Annotated in this window: 15 protein-coding genes, 1 pseudogene and 1 riboswitch; of the genes and pseudogenes, 5 read left to right on the forward strand and 11 right to left on the reverse strand. The window is 73.7% G+C overall.

Annotation, left to right across the window (positions count from 1 at the left end):
* Positions 1–114 precede the first annotated feature (114 nt).
* The 3 genes and pseudogenes from ribD to rpe form a co-directional block, all read right to left on the reverse strand.
* Positions 115–1,170, reverse strand: a pseudogene (gene ribD / locus J2S41_RS21475) (bifunctional diaminohydroxyphosphoribosylaminopyrimidine deaminase/5-amino-6-(5-phosphoribosylamino)uracil reductase RibD); the annotation flags it as partial.
* Between the two features lie 121 nt (positions 1,171–1,291).
* A riboswitch (FMN riboswitch) is annotated at positions 1,292–1,472 on the reverse strand.
* 97 nt (positions 1,473–1,569) lie between these two features.
* Complete coding sequence (locus J2S41_RS21480) at positions 1,570–2,544, reverse strand: response regulator (RefSeq protein WP_310369883.1); 975 nt, start codon at positions 2,542–2,544, stop codon at positions 1,570–1,572.
* A gap of 199 nt (positions 2,545–2,743) precedes the next feature.
* A complete protein-coding gene (gene rpe / locus J2S41_RS21485) occupies positions 2,744–3,400 on the reverse strand; it encodes a ribulose-phosphate 3-epimerase (RefSeq protein WP_310376443.1) in 657 nt (218 codons plus the stop codon).
* A 104-nt stretch (positions 3,401–3,504) separates the two neighbouring features.
* Between rpe and J2S41_RS21490 the strand changes: the two genes are divergently transcribed.
* The gene (locus tag J2S41_RS21490) at positions 3,505–3,972 is read left to right on the forward strand and encodes a PPOX class F420-dependent oxidoreductase (RefSeq protein ID WP_310369884.1); all 468 of its coding nucleotides are present in this window, start codon (positions 3,505–3,507) and stop codon (positions 3,970–3,972) included.
* On the opposite strand, the gene J2S41_RS21495 is transcribed toward J2S41_RS21490, so the two are convergent.
* Entirely contained in the window at positions 3,969–5,555 is a 1,587-nt protein-coding gene (locus tag J2S41_RS21495; protein ID WP_310369885.1) for a glycoside hydrolase family 13 protein, read from the reverse strand. The two genes, J2S41_RS21490 and J2S41_RS21495, sit on opposite strands and share 4 nt — an antisense overlap.
* A 53-nt stretch (positions 5,556–5,608) precedes the next feature.
* Positions 5,609–6,592, reverse strand: coding sequence for a DNA topoisomerase IB (locus J2S41_RS21500; protein ID WP_310369886.1), 984 nt, complete (start codon positions 6,590–6,592; stop codon positions 5,609–5,611).
* 66 nt (positions 6,593–6,658) lie between these two features.
* On the opposite strand from J2S41_RS21500, the gene J2S41_RS21505 reads away from it, so the two are divergent.
* The gene (locus tag J2S41_RS21505) at positions 6,659–7,132 is read left to right on the forward strand and encodes an NUDIX domain-containing protein (protein WP_310369887.1); all 474 of its coding nucleotides are present in this window, start codon (positions 6,659–6,661) and stop codon (positions 7,130–7,132) included.
* Between the two features lie 40 nt (positions 7,133–7,172).
* Here the strand turns inward: J2S41_RS21505 and J2S41_RS21510 are convergent, their stop codons facing one another.
* Together J2S41_RS21510 and J2S41_RS21515 are read right to left on the reverse strand one after the other, a co-directional pair.
* Entirely contained in the window at positions 7,173–8,216 is a 1,044-nt protein-coding gene (locus tag J2S41_RS21510; RefSeq protein WP_310369889.1) for an alpha/beta hydrolase, read from the reverse strand.
* A 117-nt stretch (positions 8,217–8,333) separates the two neighbouring features.
* Positions 8,334–9,911, reverse strand: coding sequence for a tetratricopeptide repeat-containing diguanylate cyclase (locus J2S41_RS21515; protein WP_310369890.1), 1,578 nt, complete (start codon positions 9,909–9,911; stop codon positions 8,334–8,336).
* A gap of 208 nt (positions 9,912–10,119) precedes the next feature.
* Between J2S41_RS21515 and J2S41_RS21520 the strand changes: the two genes are divergently transcribed.
* Positions 10,120–11,355 (forward strand): hypothetical protein, encoded by a 1,236-nt coding sequence (locus J2S41_RS21520; RefSeq protein WP_310369892.1) that lies wholly within the window; start codon positions 10,120–10,122, stop codon positions 11,353–11,355.
* A gap of 42 nt (positions 11,356–11,397) precedes the next feature.
* Here the strand turns inward: J2S41_RS21520 and J2S41_RS21525 are convergent, their stop codons facing one another.
* The 4 genes from J2S41_RS21525 to J2S41_RS21540 all read right to left on the reverse strand — a co-directional run bounded on the left by J2S41_RS21525 (position 11,398) and on the right by J2S41_RS21540 (position 16,043).
* A complete protein-coding gene (locus J2S41_RS21525; protein ID WP_310369894.1) occupies positions 11,398–12,366 on the reverse strand; it encodes an alpha/beta fold hydrolase in 969 nt (322 codons plus the stop codon).
* Between the two features lie 70 nt (positions 12,367–12,436).
* Complete coding sequence (locus tag J2S41_RS21530; RefSeq protein ID WP_310369896.1) at positions 12,437–14,626, reverse strand: xanthine dehydrogenase family protein molybdopterin-binding subunit; 2,190 nt, start codon at positions 14,624–14,626, stop codon at positions 12,437–12,439.
* On the reverse strand, positions 14,623–15,597 hold the full coding sequence (locus J2S41_RS21535; protein ID WP_310369897.1) for an FAD binding domain-containing protein: 975 nt from the start codon (positions 15,595–15,597) through the stop codon (positions 14,623–14,625). The genes J2S41_RS21530 and J2S41_RS21535 overlap by 4 nt, the downstream gene beginning before the upstream one ends.
* Positions 15,594–16,043 carry a (2Fe-2S)-binding protein gene (locus tag J2S41_RS21540; protein WP_310369898.1) on the reverse strand — a complete coding sequence of 150 codons (450 nt, stop codon included), beginning with the start codon at positions 16,041–16,043 and terminating at the stop codon, positions 15,594–15,596. Before J2S41_RS21540 ends, J2S41_RS21535 begins: the two co-directional genes overlap by 4 nt.
* Positions 16,044–16,171: 128 nt before the next feature.
* On the opposite strand from J2S41_RS21540, the gene J2S41_RS21545 reads away from it, so the two are divergent.
* Together J2S41_RS21545 and J2S41_RS21550 are read left to right on the forward strand one after the other, a co-directional pair.
* On the forward strand, positions 16,172–17,041 hold the full coding sequence (locus J2S41_RS21545; protein WP_310369899.1) for an AraC family transcriptional regulator: 870 nt from the start codon (positions 16,172–16,174) through the stop codon (positions 17,039–17,041).
* A 116-nt stretch (positions 17,042–17,157) separates the two neighbouring features.
* On the forward strand, positions 17,158–18,588 hold the full coding sequence (locus J2S41_RS21550) for a choice-of-anchor M domain-containing protein (RefSeq protein WP_310369901.1): 1,431 nt from the start codon (positions 17,158–17,160) through the stop codon (positions 18,586–18,588).
* The last annotated feature ends 30 nt before the right edge of the window (positions 18,589–18,618 follow it).

An 18,618-nucleotide genomic window follows, 5' to 3' on the forward strand; every position in this document is an offset into this window, starting at 1 on the left:
CGAGCTGGCGCGTTCCTCCGCCGAGATGTCGGCTTCCCTCGGCACCTGAGGCGTCATCCGCTCCAGGTGCGCGGTCAAGCTCGTCCGGGCGGCGGGCGAGCGGCGGATCGGCACGGCCGTGTACCGGATGTCCGGTCCGACCAGCGTGATCTCGGTGAACTCCAGGTCGATCGGCTCGCGCAGGATGCCGACGCCGACGCCGTTGCTCAGTTCCTTGCCGGACAGCGCGGCCCGGCCGGCGCCCAGCAGCTTCGGCGCCATGTAGCCGATCACGCGGTCGACCAGGCCGGCGGAGAGGAAGCCGGCCGCCAGCGTGGGGCCGCCCTCCAGCAGCGCCGCGCGCACGCCGCGCTGGTACAACCCGCGCAGCAGCGCGCGCAGGTCGACCAGGCCGTCCGGGCCGGTGCCGACCTCCTTCGCGGTCGCGATCCAGGTCTCGGCCAGCCCGTCGCGCACGCGCGCGTCCGGCGGCGTCTCGCCGTCGCCGTCCACCACCACGCGCAGCGACTGGCGGATGGCCAGGCTCCCGTCGCGGACGTTGCGCACGGTCAGGCGCGGGTTGTCGGCCAGCACGGTGCCGACGCCGATGATGATCGCGTCGGCCTCGCCGCGCAGTTGGTGCACGTCTATCCGGGCGGCCTCCGACGTGATCCACTCGGAGGAGTTGTCCACCGCGGCGGTACGCCCGTCCAGCGTGGAGGCGACGCGCCAGGTCACGTACGGCCAGCCCCGGCGGACCGCGGTCAGCCAGGCCACGTTGCCGGTGGCGGCCTCCTCCTCGCGTACCCCCAACTCGACCTCGATCCCCGCGGCGCGCAGCGTCGCGGCGCCGTGACCGGCGGCCGGGTTCGGATCGGAGACCGCGATCACCACGCGGCGGATGCCGGCCTGGATGAGCGCGCGCGTGCACGGCCCGGTCCGGCCCATGCTGTCGCAGGACTCGAGCGTCACCACGGCGGTGCCGCCCTTGGCCCGCTCCCCCGCGTGCGCCAGCGCCACGATCTCCGCGTGCGGCCCGCCGGCGTAGGCGTGGAAGCCCTCGCCGACCACGCGCTCCTGCGAGTCCAGGATGACGCAGCCCATCACCGGGTTCGGGCTGGTGGTCCCGAGACCGAACCCGGCGAGCGCGATCGCGTGCCGCATCGCCTCGTCCTCGGCCCGGCTAGCCATGGCGGCCATCTCCCCTCGCTCGCGGTGTGGTCACGCGCAGCGGAGGGGAGGAGCATCGGGACACGGGTACGGCAAGCCGTACCCCCGGGGCCGCCCATGGTCAGGGCAGCCTCGATCGTCCGCGCGCTGTCTCCCATCCGGACTGTCTGACCGCGGCCGTGGCCGGCCGGGTCAACCGTCGGCCCCGGATTCTCACCAGGTCCACCGGCCGTACAGGTCGCACGTCCGGGTCGCGGGCTGACCGCTCCTGCTCGGAACGGATCACCGCCGGTTCGGAATTACACCGAGTCCCGCCAGCGCGTGGTGGGCTACCCCTGAGTCTTACACGTTCCCGCGCGATCGTCTGCCATCGGGGGACCGACGTCACAGCCCGGTGCGCTCCGCCACCGGGTACCGCCGCTACGCCGTGCCGCGGCGGTCGATCGCGACGTACGAGCCGGGCTGGTTCTTCGCGGTCTTCTTCATGTCGGAGGCGATCGCCATCACCATCCGCGGGTCGTCGAAGCGGCGGCCCTCGCCGGAGGTGGCCACCCCGATGGAGAGCGTGACCAGCGCGGCCCGCTGCTTGCCGCCGCGCCGGTCCGGCACCTCGATGTAGCCGCGCCGCGCGTGCTCGGGATCGTAGAGCGCGTCCGCCGCGGCCTCGAAGTCGACGACCATGGCCTGGGTCAGCGGCCGGATCTGCTCCGGCGTGCAGATGAAGATGAAGTCGTCGCCGCCGATGTGGCCGAGGAAGACCGGCGGCAGGCCGACCTTGACCACCGCGCGGTGCAGGCTGCGGGCCAGCGCCTGGATGAACGCGTCGCCGCGGTCGAAGCCGTACACGTCGTTGACCGCCTTGAAGCGGTCGATGTCGATGTAGCCGACCGCGTAGTCGACGCCGCTGCGGATCCGGTCGCTGATCTCCCGCTTCATCCGGCTGTTGCCGGGCAGCCCGGTGAGCGGCGACACCTCGCGCGACTCCTGGTTGCGGCTCAGCGTGTTGCGCACGCGCGCGACCAGCTCGGACGTGTCGAACGGCTTGACCATGTAGTCGTCCGCGCCGGCCTTGAGGCCGTTGACCTTGTCGATGGTCATGCTCTTCGCGGTCAGCATGATGATCGGCAGCGTGGACGTGATCGGGTTGGCCCGCAGCCGCCGGGTCAGCTCCAGGCCGTCGATCTCCGGCATCATCAGGTCGATCACGGCCAGCGACGGGCGCTGCTTGTCGATCTCGTCGAGCGCCTGTTTGCCGTCGTTCGCCACGACCACGTCGAAGCCGTCGAGCTTGAGGTTGAGCGCCACGAAGTGCGCGATGTCCCGGTCGTCGTCCACCACGAGTATCAGGTCGCGGCCCGGCTCCGCCCCGAACTCGTCCCGCTCATTACTGCTCATGCCGTCGTCCACGGTACGCCGCGGTGACGCCGTGCGCGGCGCTGAGCCGATGATTGGCTCGCAAGCTCGCTCAAAGCCATCATCCACGGCACGCCGCGGTAACGCCGTGCGCGGCGCCGAGCCGATGATTGGCTCGCAAGCTCGCTCAAAGCCGTCACCCACGGCACGCCGCGGTGACACGCCCCGCCCGCAGGATCGGTCATGAGCGCACGGATCCGAGTGCGCGGAGCCGGCGGATCGCCTCGGCCGGGTCGTCGGCGCCGTAGACCGCGGTGCCGGCCACGAACGCGTCCGCGCCGGCCTCGGCCGCGGCCTCGATGGTGTCCGCCGCGATGCCGCCGTCCACCTCCAGGCGCACCTCCAGGTGACCGGCGTCGATGTGGCGGCGGGCGGCGCGAACCTTGTCCAGCGTCCCGGGTAAGAACTTCTGCCCGCCGAAGCCCGCCTTGATCGTCATGATCAGCAGCGTGTCGAAGTGCGGGAGCAGCTCGAGGTACGGCGTGACGTCGGTGTCCCGGTCGATCGCCAGCCCGGCCTTGGACCCGGCCGCGCGCAGCGTCTTGGCCAGCGCGGCGGGATCGTCCGTGGCCTCCGCGTGGAACGTCACGTTGTACGCGCCGGCCTCCGCGTACCCGGGCGCCCACCGCTCCGGGTCCTCGATCATCAGGTGCACGTCGAACGGGATCGGCGTGGCCGCGCGCAGGCTCCGCACCACCGGCAGGCCGATCGTCAGGTTCGGCACGAAGTGGTTGTCCATCACGTCGACGTGCAGCCAGTCGGCCTCGCCCTCGACCGCGCGCGCCGCATCGGCGAGGCGGGCGAAGTCGGCGGCCAGAATGCTCGGGGCGATGATCATCGACGGCGCGTCCACGAACGCCAGTCTACCGAGCGCCCGCCTTTTGGATCACCAGTGGCGCATAGGGTTGCGGCGAAACCACGGATCGAGGGGAAAACACTCAGATGCCACGCACGATCGCCACGAACACCCGGGTCGGCCGCGACGAGCTGATCGGCTTCCTCCGCCCGCGCCACCACGCGATCCTGATGACCACGCGCGCGGACGGCCGCCCGCAGGCCTCGCCGGTGGCCTGCGGCGTCGACACCGAGGGCCGCATCGTGATCTCCACGTACCCGGAGCGCGCCAAGTCCGCTAACGTCCGGCGGAACCCGGCCGTGTCCGTGTGTGTGCTGTCGGACGAGTTCAACGGCGCGTGGGTGCAGGTGGACGGCACCGCCGAGGTGCTGGACCTGCCGGAGGCGCTGGAGCCGCTCGTCGAGTACTTTCGCTGCATCTCCGGCGAGCACCCGGACTGGGACGAGTACCGCGCCGCCATGGTCACGCAGGGCAAGTCGCTGATCCGCGTGACGATCGAGTCCTGGGGCCCGATCGCCACCGGCGGCTTCCCCGCCCGCCTGGCCGAGGACTAACCGGCGAACCAGGCTCCGGCGTCGGCGGGCAGGCGGCCGTCGGCGCCGAGCGGCGCGCTGGTCAGCAGCGGCGTCGCGCCGGCCACGCGCGGGTGGAGCGCCGCCGGCGTCTCGCCCAGGTTGATCGCGCAGATCAGGTCCCCGGGGGTACGGCGGAAGCACAGCATCGCCTCGCCCGGCGCGGACAGCCACTCCAGCTCGCCCTCGCCCAGCCGCTGCTTCCGGATCTCCAGCGCGGCGCGGTAGAGGGTCAGCATCGAGTCCGGGTCCGACTGCTCGGCCTCCACGGTGTACGCGGCCCAGGACTCCGGCTGCGGCAGCCACGGTGCGCGCGGCGTGCCCGCGGCGGGGTCGGAGAAACCGAACGGCGGCGTGGTGCCGGACCACGGGATCGGTACCCGGCAGCCGTCCCGGCCGCGCTCCGCGCCGTTCGTGCGGATGAAGTTCGGGTCCTGGCGCAGCTCGTCCGGAATGTCCAGCACCTCCTCCAGCCCCAGTTCCTCGCCCTGGTAGAGGTAGGCGCCGCCGGGCAGCGCCAGCATCAGCAGCGCCGCCGCCCGGGCCCGGGCCCGGCCGCGCGCGCCGCCGCCGTACCGGGTGGCGTGCCGGACCACGTCGTGGTTGGAGAGCACCCAGGTGGCGGGCGCGCCGACCGGTGCGAGCCCGGCGAGCGTGTCGTCGATCGCGGCCCGGAACGCGCCGGCGTCCCACGGCGCCACCAGGAACGCGAAGTTGAACGCTGTGTGCAGCTCGTCCGGGCCCAGGTAGCGGCCGAGCCGCGCGAAGTCCAGCACCCACGCCTCGGCGACCATGGTGCGGTCCCCCGGGTACGCGTCCACCACGCGCCGCCAGCCGCGCCAGACCTCGTGCACGTCGTCGCGATCCCAGAACGGGTGCCCCGGCTGCGCGACGTGCACCGGCAGGCCCGGGTCGAGCGTCTCCGGCAGCTCCGGGAACGCCGGGTCCTTGTGCAGCCCGTGCGCGACGTCGATGCGGAACCCGTCCACGCCGCGGTCCAGCCAGAACCGCAGCACGTCCTGGAACTCCGCGACCACCTCCGGGTTGGTCCAGTCCAGGTCCGGCTGCGCCGCGTCGAACAGGTGCAGGTACCAGCCGCCGTCCGCCACGCGCGTCCAGGCCGGCCCGCCGAACACCGACCGCCACCCGTTCGGCGGCGCGTCCCCGTGCCCCTCACGGAAGATGTAGCGGGCCCGGGCGGACGCGTCACCCGCCAGCGCGGCCCGGAACCAGGCGTGCTCGGACGAGGTGTGGTTCGGCACGATGTCCACGATGATCCGCAGGCCTGCCTCGTGGGCGGCGGCGATCAGCGCGTCCGCATCGGCCAGGGTGCCGAACAGCGGTTCGACGTCGCGGTAGTCGGCCACGTCGTAGCCGGCGTCGGCCTGCGGCGACGGGTAGAAGGGGTTGAGCCAGATCGCGTCCACGCCGAGGCCGGCGAGGTAGGGCAGGCGGGAGATCACGCCGGGGAGATCGCCGATGCCGTCCCCGTCGGAGTCCGCGAAGCTGCGCGGATAGACCTGGTAGATCACCGCGTCACGCCACCACGGGGAGTTCTCCGTCATGTCCCGATGATCCCATCCCGGCGCCGGAGAAGTGGCCCGGTGCGCCCCGCATCCTAGTGTTCGAGCAGCTCGCGGACCTCGCGTTCGCTGCCGGTACGGATCTCGCCGCCCTCCTCGTAGTGCTCGACGATCCGCGGGTCGACGTACGAGGCGCGGGCGACCGCGGGCGTGTTGCCCAGCGCCTCCGCGACCTGCTTCATCGCGCGCGAGACCACCCGGCGGCGCTTGGCCCTGGTGGGCTGCTGGCCGCTCGCGGCCAGGGCCGAGGCGGCCTCCACGGTGCCGTGCCAGGTGCGGAAGTCCTTGGCGGTCATCCGCCGGTGGCTGACCTCGCGCAGGTACGCGTTGATCGTCTCGGCGGAGACCTCGGCCCAGCGGCCGGTGTCCGCGTCGCGGTAGACCAGCAGCCGCTCGCCGCCGTGCCGGCGCTTCTTCAGGCGGGACAGCACGGAGTTGACCAGCTCGTCCTCGATCGTGACGCAGTGTTCGACGCCGGACTTGCCGGGGAAGCAGAGCGTGGCGGCGCCGCGCGAGATCGTCAGGTGGTCCGCGCGCAGCGTGGACAGGCCGAACGACGGGTCCTCGTCGCGTGCGGCGTACTCCTCGCCGCCGACCCGGAACAGGCCGAGGTCCAGCATGCGCACGCTGGCGGCCAGCACCCGCTCGCGGCTGAGGTCGTCGCCGCCGGTGAGGTCGCGGCGCACCCGCGCACGCACGCCGGGCAGGTGGCGCGCCGCCTCCAGGACCCGGTCGAACTTCTTCGCGTCGCGCGCGGCCCGCCAGTCGTCGTGGTAGCGGTACTGCTTGCGGCCGGCGTCGTCGACGCCGGTGGCCTGGATGTGGCCGCGCGGGTCCGGGGAGATCCACACGTCCTTCCACGCCGGCGGGATGACCAGCGCCCGGATCCGGCGCAGCGTGTCCGCGTCCCGGATCGGCCGGCCGTCGGCGTCCCGGTAGCTGAACCCGGTCCCCTGCCGCCTGCGGCTGAGTCCCGGCTTGGTGAGTGTGCTTCGCCGCAGGCGCCCCGGGTTGGTCATGGCGCGTGGATACCCCGCCTCGGGACGATCTCACCTGCGTGACGGCCGGCCGGTTAACCTTGATCGATGACCGACGATTACACCAGGACGTTGCCGCGCAAGCGGATGAGCGCCGGGCTGCTCCTCACCGATGAGCGGGGCCGGGTGCTGCTGGTGGAACCGGCCTACAAGCCGTACTGGGAGATTCCGGGCGGCACGGTCGAGGCCGACGAGTCGCCGTACGCGGCCGCGGTGCGGGAGATCGCGGAGGAGCTGGGCCTGGCGCTCACGCCGGGGCGGCTGCTGGTCACCGACTGGGTGCCGCCGCGCCCGGGGCGTACCGAGGGGCTGCACCTGGTCTTCGACGGCGGCGTGCTCCCGCCGGAGCGGGAGGCGCTGATCCGCGTGCCCGCCGACGAACTGCGCGGCTGGGCGTGGTGCACGGAACGGGAGGCGGCCGCCCGCCTGCCCGCCGTGCTCGCCCGGCGGGTCGCGGCGGCGGCTCGGGCGCGCGCCGAGGGCACCGCGCTCTACCTGGAGAACGGCACGCCGGTCGGATAGCGGCCCCCGCCGCCGGTGCGACGGCGGGGGCCGGAGGCGGTCAGCGGCAGTCGAGCACGGCCCGCGGGTACGGTCCGCGGCCGAGCGTGTGGTCGATCCAGTCGAGCGCGGTCTCGCTCGCCCGCACCGCGGAGCGGTGGAGCTGGATGGAGTGGCCGGCGTCGCGCACCACCGTGGCGGAGAGCGCGGCCTGCGGGTAGAGCGCTTTCTCACGCGCGCAGAGGTCGGCCGGCTCCGCGCAGCTCAGGCCGTTCGCCGCGTTGCAGAAGAGCAGGTCGCTCGCGCCCAGCTGGAGCAGCACCGGGCGCCGGACCCGGCTGGTGTACGTCGGGTCCGCGAGCTTCTTCAGCGACATCAGCTCGCCGGTCGTGCCCGTGGTGCGCAGTCGCTCGTCGGCGTCCGCCATACCGTCCACGAGCCCGGGCGGGTGCAGGTAGGCGCGGCGGCGGAAGTTCGCCGCCTGGGTCAGGTAGCCCTCCGGCGCGCCGGGCGCCGGGCGCAGGTGGTCCCGGATCATGAGCTGGGTGGGCACGTCGGTCGCGTGCAGGTATCCGGTGAGCACCAGCGCGTCCACGTCGTCGTAGTGGTACGCCGCCGCGGCCCAGATCAGCGAGCCGTAGGAGTGCCCGACGGCCACGACCGTGCGGTACCGGTCCGCGCGCAGCCGGCTCACGAGCTGGTGCGCCACGTACGCCTCGGTGTCCGCGGTGACGAGCTGCGCGGGCGGCCGGTCACTTCCGCCGACTCCAATTCGATCGACATACAAAACCGCATAACCGGCCGCGATCGCGGATTGCACGTACGATCTCCGGCCCGGACTCGCCACCGTCCAGTAATGGTGATCGTACGTGAATCCCGACATCAGAACTTGCACCGCCGAGGTGGGTCGTTCCGGCGTGCACAGCCACGTCGCCAGCCGGTAGCGAGGCGCGGCGCGGTCGGCGGTCAAGGCGACCATGACCTGTTGGTTCTCGCACTGCCCGCCGTGCGCGGGCGCCGGGGTGGTCGCTGCGAGACCACCCGCCACCGCGATCGAGATCACGGCGACAAAGCGCGGAAAAGATCGATAGAACAGTGCCATCATGCGCACATAATCGCCGCAAATTAGAGGTGAGAAAGTCTCATTCCGGCCTCATTCATCCTTGAGGATCTCCGAGTCACTTTATCGACACCCGTCATCGGCGCGTACGAGTGATCGGGTTTACCCGAATGAGGTCCGCGCGGCCACCACGCGGTCGCGGCCCGCGTGTTTCGCGGCGTAGAGGTGGCGGTCCGCGGCGGCCAGCAGCGCGGCCATCGTGGCGTGCCCGTCCGCCGTGGTGGCGACGCCGACGCTGGTGGTCACCGGCAGCACGCCGGTCAGCGGCGCCCACGCGTGCGCGCGCACCCGCCGCCGCAGCCGCTCCGCCCGGGTGACCGCGGCCGCGGCCGGCGTACCGGGCATGACCAGCACGAACTCCTCGCCGCCCAGCCGGGCCGCGAAGCCGCCGGCCTCGGCCGCCTCCTCCAGCAGCCGGGCCACCTGCTGGAGGACGGTGTCGCCGGTGGCGTGCGAGAGCGTGTCGTTGATGCGCTTGAAGTGGTCGAGGTCCACGATGGCGACGGAGAGCGGGCCGCCGCCGTCCGCGACCTCGGCCAGCAGCGCGGGCAGGCGCTCGTCCACGTACCGCCGGTTGTACAGGCCGGTCAGCGCGTCGCGGTGGGCCATCTCGCGGAAGTGCTCGGTGGCGCGCCGCGCCTCGTCCGCCTCGAACAGCGCCTGCAACGCGAACGCGCGGGCCTGCTGGCGCTCCCGGTAGAGCGCGGTGGACTCGGCGTGGAAGATCCGGTGCTCCTCGTACGCCTCCCGGTAGCGGCCGGCGGCGGCGTGCAGCGCGGCCTGTTCCTGCCGGGCCTGCGCGCGCACGCCGGCGTGGCCGTTGGCGTCGCAGCGCGCGACCGCGTGGTCCAGGGCCGCCTGCGCGTCCTCGAAGCGGCCGTCCCGGCGGCGCGCCTCGGCCAGGGTGAGCAGGCACTCCGCGATGCCGTCGCCGTCGTGGTCGGGCAGCGCGCCCGCCAGCGCGCCGGCCAGCGTCTCCTCCACGGCCGCGTACCGCCCGCCCATCATCTCCACCCGCGCGATCGTGTCCCGCTCCTTCGCCGCGAGCGGCTGGCCGAAGCGCGCGCCGGCCTGGCGCATCAGCTCGGCGAGCGCGATCGCGCCGGACTCGTCCCCGGTCTCGTACGCGTTGTAGGCCATGTTGTTGAGCACGCGCAGCGTGAGCGAGCGGTCGCGCACGTCCGAGGCGATCTCCAGCACGGTCCGGTAGTAGCGGTCGCTGTCCGCGAAGCGGCCGTTGTCGTCCAGCGAGACGGCCAGCATCATCAGGTGCTGCGCGCGGGTGCCCGGCGTGGCGTCCTCCAGGCCGGCGACGCACTGCACCGCGTGCGCGAGCGCGTCGGAGAACTCGCCGACCAGGCGATGAAAGAGCGCCAGCTCGCGGTGGGCACGGGCGCGCAGGAACGGCCGGTCGTGCTGCTCGGCCCAGGCGAGCACCTGCTGCGCCATCCGGCCCCCCTCGGCCAGCCGGCCGTCGCGGAGCAGCACGTCCGCGTGGAGCAGGATGGCGCGCCGGGCAGACTCCTCGTCGCCCAGTTCCTCGGCGAGCCGGCGGGCCTCGATCGCCGGTCCGAGGATGGCGTGCGGGTCGCCGACGGAGCGGCTCTCGTGCGCGTCCAGCACGGCGGCGAGCGTGTCGCGCGGATCGCCCGTTCGACGCGCCTCCGCCCCGATCGTCACCTGTGCCCGCTTCCCACGCCGAACAACGCTCAGTTGTCGCAAGATTACAACAGGTGTTCACACTCCAGGCCGAACGACCGCGAACCCGACACCGCGCACCTTGACACGCCCGCAACATGCGGGTAGCCATTGAGAAACCTCAATGCTATTCCGACCGGCACGTCCGTACCGGCGCGAATGGATCGTTTCAAGGGGAAGGACTCTCCTCGTGGCTCCACACGACACCACCGCGCGTACGCCCACGCGCGCGGCCTCCCGTCCCGTCCGCCGCCGACGACGCGCGGCCCTCGCCGGCACGGCCGCCGCGCTGCTCGCCGCCGCGCTCGCCGTCACCCCGCAGGTCGACGCGGCCACGGCCGGAGCGCCCGCGGCCGGCGCCGAGCTCGCGGCCTGCGGGGACGGCACGTTCCAGTCCCAGGTCACGGTCAGCGGCAACACTTGGACCGCGCGCAACGCGGCCGGCGCCGCCGTCTACACCGGCACCGACTTCCGGGCCGCGGTGCAGGCCGGCATCGGCAGCCTCACGGCCGGGCGCACCTCGATGCAGCGCGTGCTGGTGCGCGGCAACGGCACCATGTCCGCCGGCAGCCGGATCTCGCTGGCCAGCTGGACCTCGCTGTCGGTCTGCGGCACGATCTCGGTGACCGGCTCCGGCAGCGGCGACCAGGCACCGATCTACGCGCGCGGCGTCAGCAACATCGAGGTGCCGTACCTGAACGTGACCGGCAGCCCGCTGTACGGCGTCTTCATGCGCAACGTCACGAACGTGTGGCTCGGCCAGATCGACATGCGGCTGTCCGGCGGGCTCGGCGTGCGCATCGACAACCGCGGCGACACCGCGCAGTGGACCCGCAACGTGCGGATCGACAACGTGTACGTCTCCGGCGCGTCCTCGCACGCGGTGGAGACCTACGGCGTGGACGGCCTGACCATCGGCACGGTCACCGCACGCGGCGTCGGCGAGTCCGGCCTGCTGCTCAACCAGACCATCAACGCCACCGTGGGTACGGTCGACGCGGAGAACGCCGGCAGCGGCACCGGATACGCCGCGTTCCGGATGGCCAACCGCAACGGCCGGGTCGGCAGCTCGTACCCGAACAACATCCGGGTCGGCACGGTCAAGGCGCGCGGCGGCGGACGCGGCGTGTTCTGCGTGTCGGAGAGCGGCGGCGCGACCATCGACCGCGTCGACATCGCCAACACCGGCAACAACTCGATCCTGATCGAGAACTGCTACAACGTGACCATCGCCGGCGCGTCCGGCACGGTCAGCGGCGGCGGCGAGATCCGCATCGCGGCCCGCACCGAGTTCCCGCCGTCGTCCGGCATCCGGTTCCAGAACCTGACGGTGTCGAACACCAACATCACCTGGAGCCCGTGCACGGGCAGCAACAACACCATCGCCAACGTGACCCGGTCCAACTCCACGCTGACCTGGTGCTGACGTCCTGACGTCCGGCGGGTCCGCCGCGGACCCGCCGGACCGTCAGGAGCGGTCCTCGTAGAGCGCCAGGTAGAGCCGGTACACCTCGTCCCGGGCGGTGCCGACGTCGTTCGGGTCGACCGGGTCGTGGCCGAGCCCGGACTCGGCCGGGAACTCGTGGACGGTCAGCGGCACCCCGCGCGCGTCCGCGATCGCGCGCGGCACGGAGATCGCCCGCTCCATGTCGATCAGGTCGTCGTTGACGGCGGTGACCACCGCTATCGAGGCCAGGTTGCCGCCGGACCGGCCGGTGTCGGTGGTCTCGGCCAGGCGCACGTACTGGGCGAGGGCGGCGTACGACATGTTCTTGTCGTCGACGTGGTCGGGCAGCAGCCGGAAGCCGTAGAGCACGATCAGCGGCCGGATCGTGACCGGCGCGGCCTGGGCCGGGGCCGGGCGGTAGAACGGCGAGATGGACAGCAGCCGGCGTACGTCGTCCGGGCGCTCGGCGGTGAGCCGGGTGGCCAGCATCGCGCCGCCGGACAGCCCGATCACGCCGGCCTCCGCGCCCAGCGCCACGGTCACGTCGAGCGCGGCGGACGCGTACTCGGCCAGGTCCCGCGCGCGCAGGTCGCCGAGCGCCTCCCGATCCGGGTAGCCGTGCCGCGGCGCCAGCGGCACGTAGACGTTGTACCCCTGGTCGTAGAAGGTGGCGGCGAGCTGCGCGAACTGCACCGGGCAGTCGGTGAACCCGTGCAGCATCAGCACCGACCGGGCCGCCGGCCGGTCCTCGTGCACCAGCGCCATCGACCGGCACTCGGGCAGGATGCCGGGGTCGGCCTCCTCGGCCGCGACCTTCTCGGCGACCCGGGCGCGGGCCTCGGCGAAGCTCAGCCGCTGCCCGGCCGGGTGCAGCCCGTCCGCGTCCAGCGGCCAGGTGAACACCGCGGCCACGGCCACCAGCAGGACGGCGAGAAGGGCGGCGACCGCGATACCGGCGGTACGCAGCACGCGCGCGACGGTGGGATTCATCGGTGGGACGGCTCCGGGGACGAGGGATCGGCCTGCCGATCATCCACCGTGGGAGCCGCCCGCACCACCGTCAGCCGTGCACCAGCGCGGCCGGCTCCTCGGACAGCAGCCGCTCGACGCTGATCGGCAGCGTGCGCACGCGGCGGCCGGTGGCGTGGAACACCGCGTTCGCCACCGCCGCGGCCACGCCGGTCAGCCCGACCTCGCCGATGCCCTTCGCGCCGCCCGGGTTGAGCGGGTCCGGCTCGCCCACGAACGTGATGTCGTGGTCCGGCACGTCCGCGTTGACCGGGATCAGGTAGTCGCCGAACGTGGCGTTCGGCGGGCGGCCGGTGCCGTCCTCCCAAGCGATCTCCTCCAGCAGCGCCATGCCCAGCCCCATCACCGCGCCGCCGAGGATCTGCGACCGCGCGGTCTTCTCGTTCAGCACGCGTCCCGCGTCCACGGCCGTGACCAGCCGGGCGACCCGCAGCCGGCCCAGTTCCTCGTCCACCCGCACCTCCACGAAGTGGGCCGCGAACGCGCCGGACCGGGCCAGGCCGTCGCTGTCCGCCGGATCGAACTGGCCGTCCGCGCTCAGCTCCGGCAGCCCGTGCCGGGCCAGGACCTCGGTGAACGACACGCCGGTCGACGGGTCCGCGCGCAGGTGCACGCGGCCGTCCGTGGCGGCCAGTTCGTCCGCGGCGCGGCTGGCCAGCGCGCCACCGGCCAGGCCGGCGACCGCGCGCAGCAGTTCGCCGGACGCGGCCAGCACCGCGCCGGTCACGGCCGTGGCCAGGCCGGAGCCGCCGGACTGCGGCGCCGGCGGCAGGTCGGTGTCGCCGATCTCCGCGCGCACCCGGGTAAGCGGCAGGCCGAGCCGGTCCGCCGCGACCTGGGTGACGATCGTGGCGGTGCCGGTGCCGATGTCGGTCGCGGCGGTCCGCACCACCGCGCACCCGTCGGCGCCGAGGTCGATCCGGGCCCGGCAGCCGCCCACGTACCAGCTGTACGAGGTGCCGGCCATGCCGTACCCGATCAGCTCGTCCCCGTCGCGGGTGGACCGGGGCCGCGGGTCGCGCGCGGACCAGCCGAAGCGCGCCGCGCCCACCCGGTAGCAGTCGCGCAGCGCGTTGCTGGACCACGGCAGCCCGCTGTGCGGGTGGGTGGCCCGGAAGTTGCGCAGCCGCAGCTCGACCGGGTCGATGCCGAGCCGGTGGGCGAGTTCGTCCATGGCGGACTCGACCGCGAAGTTCATCTCGCCGTGGCCGGGCGCGCGCAGGAACCCCGGGTTCGGGATGTGCAGCCGGACCTGGCGGTCGTGCGTGGCGATGTTCGGGCAGTCGTACGCCTCGGCCGTACCGGTGACGATGCCGGAGAACAGCGTCTCGTCGATACCGACCGTGGACGTGGCGTGGTGGTCGATCGCGGTGAGCCGCCCGTCCGGCCCGGCCGCGATGCGCAGCCGCTGCACGGACCGCGACCGGTGGCCGGTCCCGGCGAACATCTGCGGCCGGTCCAGCACCAGGCGCACCGGGCGGCCGGTCATCCGCGCCGCGACCGCGGCCAGCACGGTGTGCGGCCAGACCTTCAGGCCCGCGCCGAACCCGCCGCCGACGAACCGGCACAGCACGCGCACGTCCGGCTCCGGGACGCCGAAGACACCGGCCAGCACGGACCGGACCGACACCGGCCACTGGGTGGAGTCGTGCACGGTGAGCCGGTCGCCGTCCCACCGGGCGACCGTGGCGAACAGGCCCATCGGGCTGTTCGACTCCGCCGGGATCGTGAACGTCTCGTCGTATCCGAACTCCGCGCCGGACGCGTCACCGATCGCGACCTCCAGGCCGAACGGGTTCTCCACGACCTCCGCGCGCGGGTCGTCCATCCGCACGACCGGCGGCTCCGCGGCGTAGGTGACGTCCAGCAGCCGGGCGGCGGCGGCCGCCTCCCGGCGGGTGCGCGCGACCACCACGGCCAGGTACTGCCCGTAGTGCCGGATCACGTCGTCGGCCAGCGGGAACCGGGGCGGCGGCCCGAGCGCGGTGGCGGGCGCCGGGCGCAGCGGCAGCACGTTCTCGTGGGTGATCACGGCGAGCACGCCGGGCGCCGCCCGCGCGGCCGTCGCGTCGATCGCGGTGATCCGCCCGGCCGCCACGGTCGCGCCGGCCAGCACCGCGTGCGCCAGGTCCGGCCACGTCTCGTCCGCCGGGTAGCGCGCGGCGCCGTGCACCTTGAGCGGGCCGTCCACCCGGTCGACCGGCCTCCCGACCAGCGTCATCGTCGCTCCCCCACGGTACGCAGGACGCGCGTCAGCGTCCGCTTGGCCAGCTCCACCTTGAACTCCGTGCCCGGCACGGTGAACGGGTCGGCCACCGCCGCCTCGGCCGCGGCCCGGAACGTCTCCGCCGTGGCGGGCGCGCCGACCAGCACGTCCTCCGCCTCGCGCGACCACCAGGGCACGGTGCCGACGCCGCCGAGCCCGATGCCGGCCGCCTCGATCACGCCGTCCCGCACCCGGAGCACGGCCGCGGCCGAGGTGAGCGCGAACTCGTAGGACGCCCGGTCCCGCACCTTGAGGTAGGCCGATGCCGCGTCCGGGACCGGCACCTCCACCGCCGTGATCAGATCGCCGTGCCCGAGCACGGTCTCCACGTCCGGCCGCGATCCCGGGCGGACGTGCAGATCCCGCAGCGGTACGGAGTAGGACCCGCCCGGCCCGGTCACGTGCACCACCGCGTGCAGCGCCACCAGCGCCACGCACAGGTCGGACGCGTGCAGCGCGATGCACTCCGGCCCGGCGCCGAGGATCGCGTGCATGCGCGGCGTGCCGTCGATCGCGGCGCAGCCCGTACCCGGGACGCGCTTGTTGCACCGGGACACCGCCGCGTCGCGGAAGTAGCGGCACCGGGTGCGCTGCAACAGGTTGCCGCCGATCGTGGCGAGGTTGCGCAACTGCACCGACGCGCCGGCCAGCAGCGCCTCCCGCACCACCGGCAGCCGCGCGGCCACCACCGGGTGGGCGGCCAACTCCTCCATGGTGGTCAGCGCGCCGACGGTCAGCCGGTCGCCGCCGTCCTCGACGCCGCGCAGCGGCAGCCGCCCGATGTCGACCAGCAGCGAGCGCGTCACCACCCGGTCCTTGAGCTGGAGGTCCAGCTGTGTGGTGCCGCCGGCCAGGTAGGCCGCGCCGGGCTCGTCGCGGACCAGCGCGACCGCGGTGGCCAGGTCCGTGGGACGTTCGTACCTCATCGCCCGGCCACCTCCCGGATCGCGGCCACGATGTTCGCGTACGCGCCGCAGCGGCACAGGTTGCCGCTCATGAACTCGCGGATCTCCGCGTCCGAGCCGGTGCGTCCCTCGCCGAGCAGCGCGACCGCGGACATGATCTGCCCGGGCGTGCAGGCGCCGCACTGGAACGCGTCGTGCCGCACGAACGCGTCCGTGACCGGGTGGTCCGTCACGCCCTCGACCGTGGTGACGTCGCGGTCCTCGCACTGGACGGCCAGCACCAGGCAGGAGACCACCCGGCGGCCGTCCAGCAGCACCGTGCAGGCACCGCAGGCGCCCTGGTCGCACCCCTTCTTCGTGCCGGTCAGGCCGAAGTCGTCGCGCAGCGCGTCGAGCAGCGTGGTCTCCGTGTCCATGGTGGACTTCATCGGCTCGCCGTTGACCCGCACCGTCACGTCCCTCTCCATGCGCTCCCCTGTCGTCGCGTCCGCCGGACCCGTCCACCCTCCACCGCGCCGCGGGTGATCACATAGGCCGATCCGCTCCGCGCGTTGCACGATCCGATCAATCTGCGCGCGGTGGCAGAATCGTCACCATGGATCGGCTGGCGGAGCTGCGGGAGCTGATCCCCCACCTGGACCCGGCGCGCGGCGCGTGGCTGCCGCACGCGGGCGTCATGCGCGAGGAGCGGGTGACGGAGCCGACCGGCTCGGTCACCCGGCCGCTGGTCGCGCTGACCGTGAGCGGCCGGAAGCGCACCACGCTCCCCGGTCACGAGTTCGACTACGCCGCCGGGCAGTACCTGGTGACGTCCGTGGGACTGCCGCTGACCGCGCAGCTCACCGAGGTGCCGTACCTGGCGTTCGGCATGGAGCTGCGGCCCGAGGTGATCGCGGAGCTGCTGCTGCGCGCGCCGTCCCCGGCACCGGCCGCGCGCGCCGGGCTGGGCATCGCGATCGCGGACGCGGCGCCGGAGCTGCTCGACGCGGTGCTGCGGCTGCTGCGGCTGGTGGACCGCCCGGACGACTTCGCGGTCCTCGCGCCGGCCGTGGAGCGGGAGATCCACTGGTGGCTGCTGCGCGGCCCGCTCGGCGGCCTGGTCCGCCAGGTCGGCCGGGCGGACGCGCGCGCCGCCGTCGCGCGGGACGCCGCGGCCTGGATCAACGAGCACTTCACGGAGACGATCCGGATCGCGGACCTGGCCCGGCACGTGGGTGTGAGCGCGCCCACGCTGAACCGCTACTTCCGCGAGCTGACCGGCATGAGCCCGGTGCGGTACCAGAAACAGCTGCGCCTGCAGCTGGCCCGGGTCCGGCTCGCCGCCGCGCCGGACGACGTGGCCGCGGCCGGGTTCGCGGTCGGCTACGACAGCCCGTCCCAGTTCAGCCGCGAGTACCGTCGCCTGTTCGGCCGGCCGCCCGGCGAGGACGCCCGCCGCCTCCAGGACGCCGCGCCCGGCTCCTGATCACTCCAGTTCGGACCCCGGGGAGGCGTGGCCCTCCCCGGGTCCGCCGTGCTACCTTCCGGGCGACCCATAATGGGAATGGTTTTCAAATCAGAAAACCCCGGGAAGGGTGATCCATGAATGCTCTGCGACGGCGGGCGACAGCCGGCGCGGTCGTGGCGGGACTGCTGGCCGGTCTGGTCGCGGCCGGGCCGGCACGCGCCGCCGGCCCCGTGGTGCTCGCTCAGGGCCATACCGACGCGATCGACGTCCACTACGCGGACGGGCGGCTGGAGCTGCGCGTCAACGACGACACCGTCAGCCCGCCGGTCCCGCGCGCGGTCGGCGACGTGACATTCCAGGTGCTGCCGGGCGCCCGCACCGAGGTGCCGGACCTTCCGGCCTTCGCGTTCCTCGGCGCGCCGGGCACGCCGATCTGGATGCTGCCCCAGGTCCAGGACCCGGCGCTGCTCTGGCCGGGCTGGAACACCACCGCGCTCGCGCCCGGCACGTTCCGCGGCGACGGCGTGCGGCTCAGCCTGGTCGGCGTGGACGGCCCGGGCGCGGTCACGGTCTTCGACACCAGTTCGCTCGGCGAGCCGAACATCCGCTTCCGCAGCACGGACGGGCTGCCGGACTCCATCGACGTGCCGGTGCACACGCACGCGCACGCGAGCTGGGTGTTCGGCGCGACCGGCCGCTACACGCTCACGTTCCAGGTGGACGCCACGCTCGCGGACGGCACCGCGCTGTCCACCGGGCCGGTGCCGTACCGGTTCGTGGTCGGCGACGCGGCCGAGGAACCGGTGTCGCTGTCCATCTCCGGCCTGGCCGCCTCCTACCGGCCGGGCGAGACCGTCACGCTGCAGGCGGTGCAGACGCCGCGCGGGCCGTCCACCGGCTATCGGTGGTCCAGCCGCCCGGCCGGCGCGGACGCGTTCACCGAGATCGCCGGCGAGACCGGCGCGGCCTACCGCTTCACCGCGACCGAGGCGCTGGACCGGACCGAATACCGGGTCGGACTCGCGGACGGCACGTCGAGCCCGCCGGTCACGCTGCGCGTGACCTCGGCACCGGCACCGGAGGGTACGTCCAAGAGCGTCACCGCGTCGATCGATCCGTCGGCCGGCGCACTCGTGATCAGCGTGCTGCCCGAGGACCGGACCGTCACGCTCCCGCCCGCCGCCCTCTCCCCCGGCGGCGACGCCTGGGAGACCGGCGGCGCGCTGCGCCCGGTCACGGTCACCGACACCCGCACCGGCACGCCCGGCTGGACCGTCTCCGGCCAGGTCTCCGGCGGCTTCCGCGCCACCACCGGCGCCTCGTTCGGCGCCGAGCACCTGGGCTGGACGCCCGCGGTCGTGTCCCAGGGCGCCGGGCAGGGCGTGGTGGCCGGGCCGGTCGCGACGCCGGGCGGCTCCGGGCTCGGCACCGGCGCGCCGCTGGCCACCGCGCCGGCCGGTCGGGGCCGCGGCACCGCGCGGCTCGACGCCCAACTGCGGCTGCGCGTCCCGACCGAGACCGCGGCCGGCACCTACACCGGCACGCTCACGCTCACCGTCATCTGATCCCCCTCCCCGCGCGAGGCGGCGGCCGTC

The organism is Catenuloplanes atrovinosus, from assembly GCF_031458235.1.
GTDB lineage: Bacteria > Actinomycetota > Actinomycetes > Mycobacteriales > Micromonosporaceae > Catenuloplanes > Catenuloplanes atrovinosus.

Bases quoted from the DNA above. Each gene is read 5' to 3' on its own strand.
- J2S41_RS21480 (WP_310369883.1), bottom strand. From the start codon at position 2,544: ATGAGCAGTAATGAGCGGGACGAGTTCGGGGCGGAGCCGGGCCGCGAC.
- rpe (WP_310376443.1), bottom strand. From the start codon at position 3,400: ATGATCATCGCCCCGAGCATTCTGGCCGCCGACTTCGCCCGCCTCGCC.
- J2S41_RS21490 (WP_310369884.1), top strand. From the start codon at position 3,505: ATGCCACGCACGATCGCCACGAACACCCGGGTCGGCCGCGACGAGCTG.
- J2S41_RS21495 (WP_310369885.1), bottom strand. From the start codon at position 5,555: ATGACGGAGAACTCCCCGTGGTGGCGTGACGCGGTGATCTACCAGGTC.
- J2S41_RS21500 (WP_310369886.1), bottom strand. From the start codon at position 6,592: ATGACCAACCCGGGGCGCCTGCGGCGAAGCACACTCACCAAGCCGGGA.
- J2S41_RS21505 (WP_310369887.1), top strand. From the start codon at position 6,659: ATGACCGACGATTACACCAGGACGTTGCCGCGCAAGCGGATGAGCGCC.
- J2S41_RS21510 (WP_310369889.1), bottom strand. From the start codon at position 8,216: ATGATGGCACTGTTCTATCGATCTTTTCCGCGCTTTGTCGCCGTGATC.
- J2S41_RS21525 (WP_310369894.1), bottom strand. From the start codon at position 12,366: ATGAATCCCACCGTCGCGCGCGTGCTGCGTACCGCCGGTATCGCGGTC.
- J2S41_RS21530 (WP_310369896.1), bottom strand. From the start codon at position 14,626: ATGACGCTGGTCGGGAGGCCGGTCGACCGGGTGGACGGCCCGCTCAAG.
- J2S41_RS21535 (WP_310369897.1), bottom strand. From the start codon at position 15,597: ATGAGGTACGAACGTCCCACGGACCTGGCCACCGCGGTCGCGCTGGTC.
- J2S41_RS21540 (WP_310369898.1), bottom strand. From the start codon at position 16,043: ATGGAGAGGGACGTGACGGTGCGGGTCAACGGCGAGCCGATGAAGTCC.
- J2S41_RS21545 (WP_310369899.1), top strand. From the start codon at position 16,172: ATGGATCGGCTGGCGGAGCTGCGGGAGCTGATCCCCCACCTGGACCCG.
- J2S41_RS21550 (WP_310369901.1), top strand. From the start codon at position 17,158: ATGAATGCTCTGCGACGGCGGGCGACAGCCGGCGCGGTCGTGGCGGGA.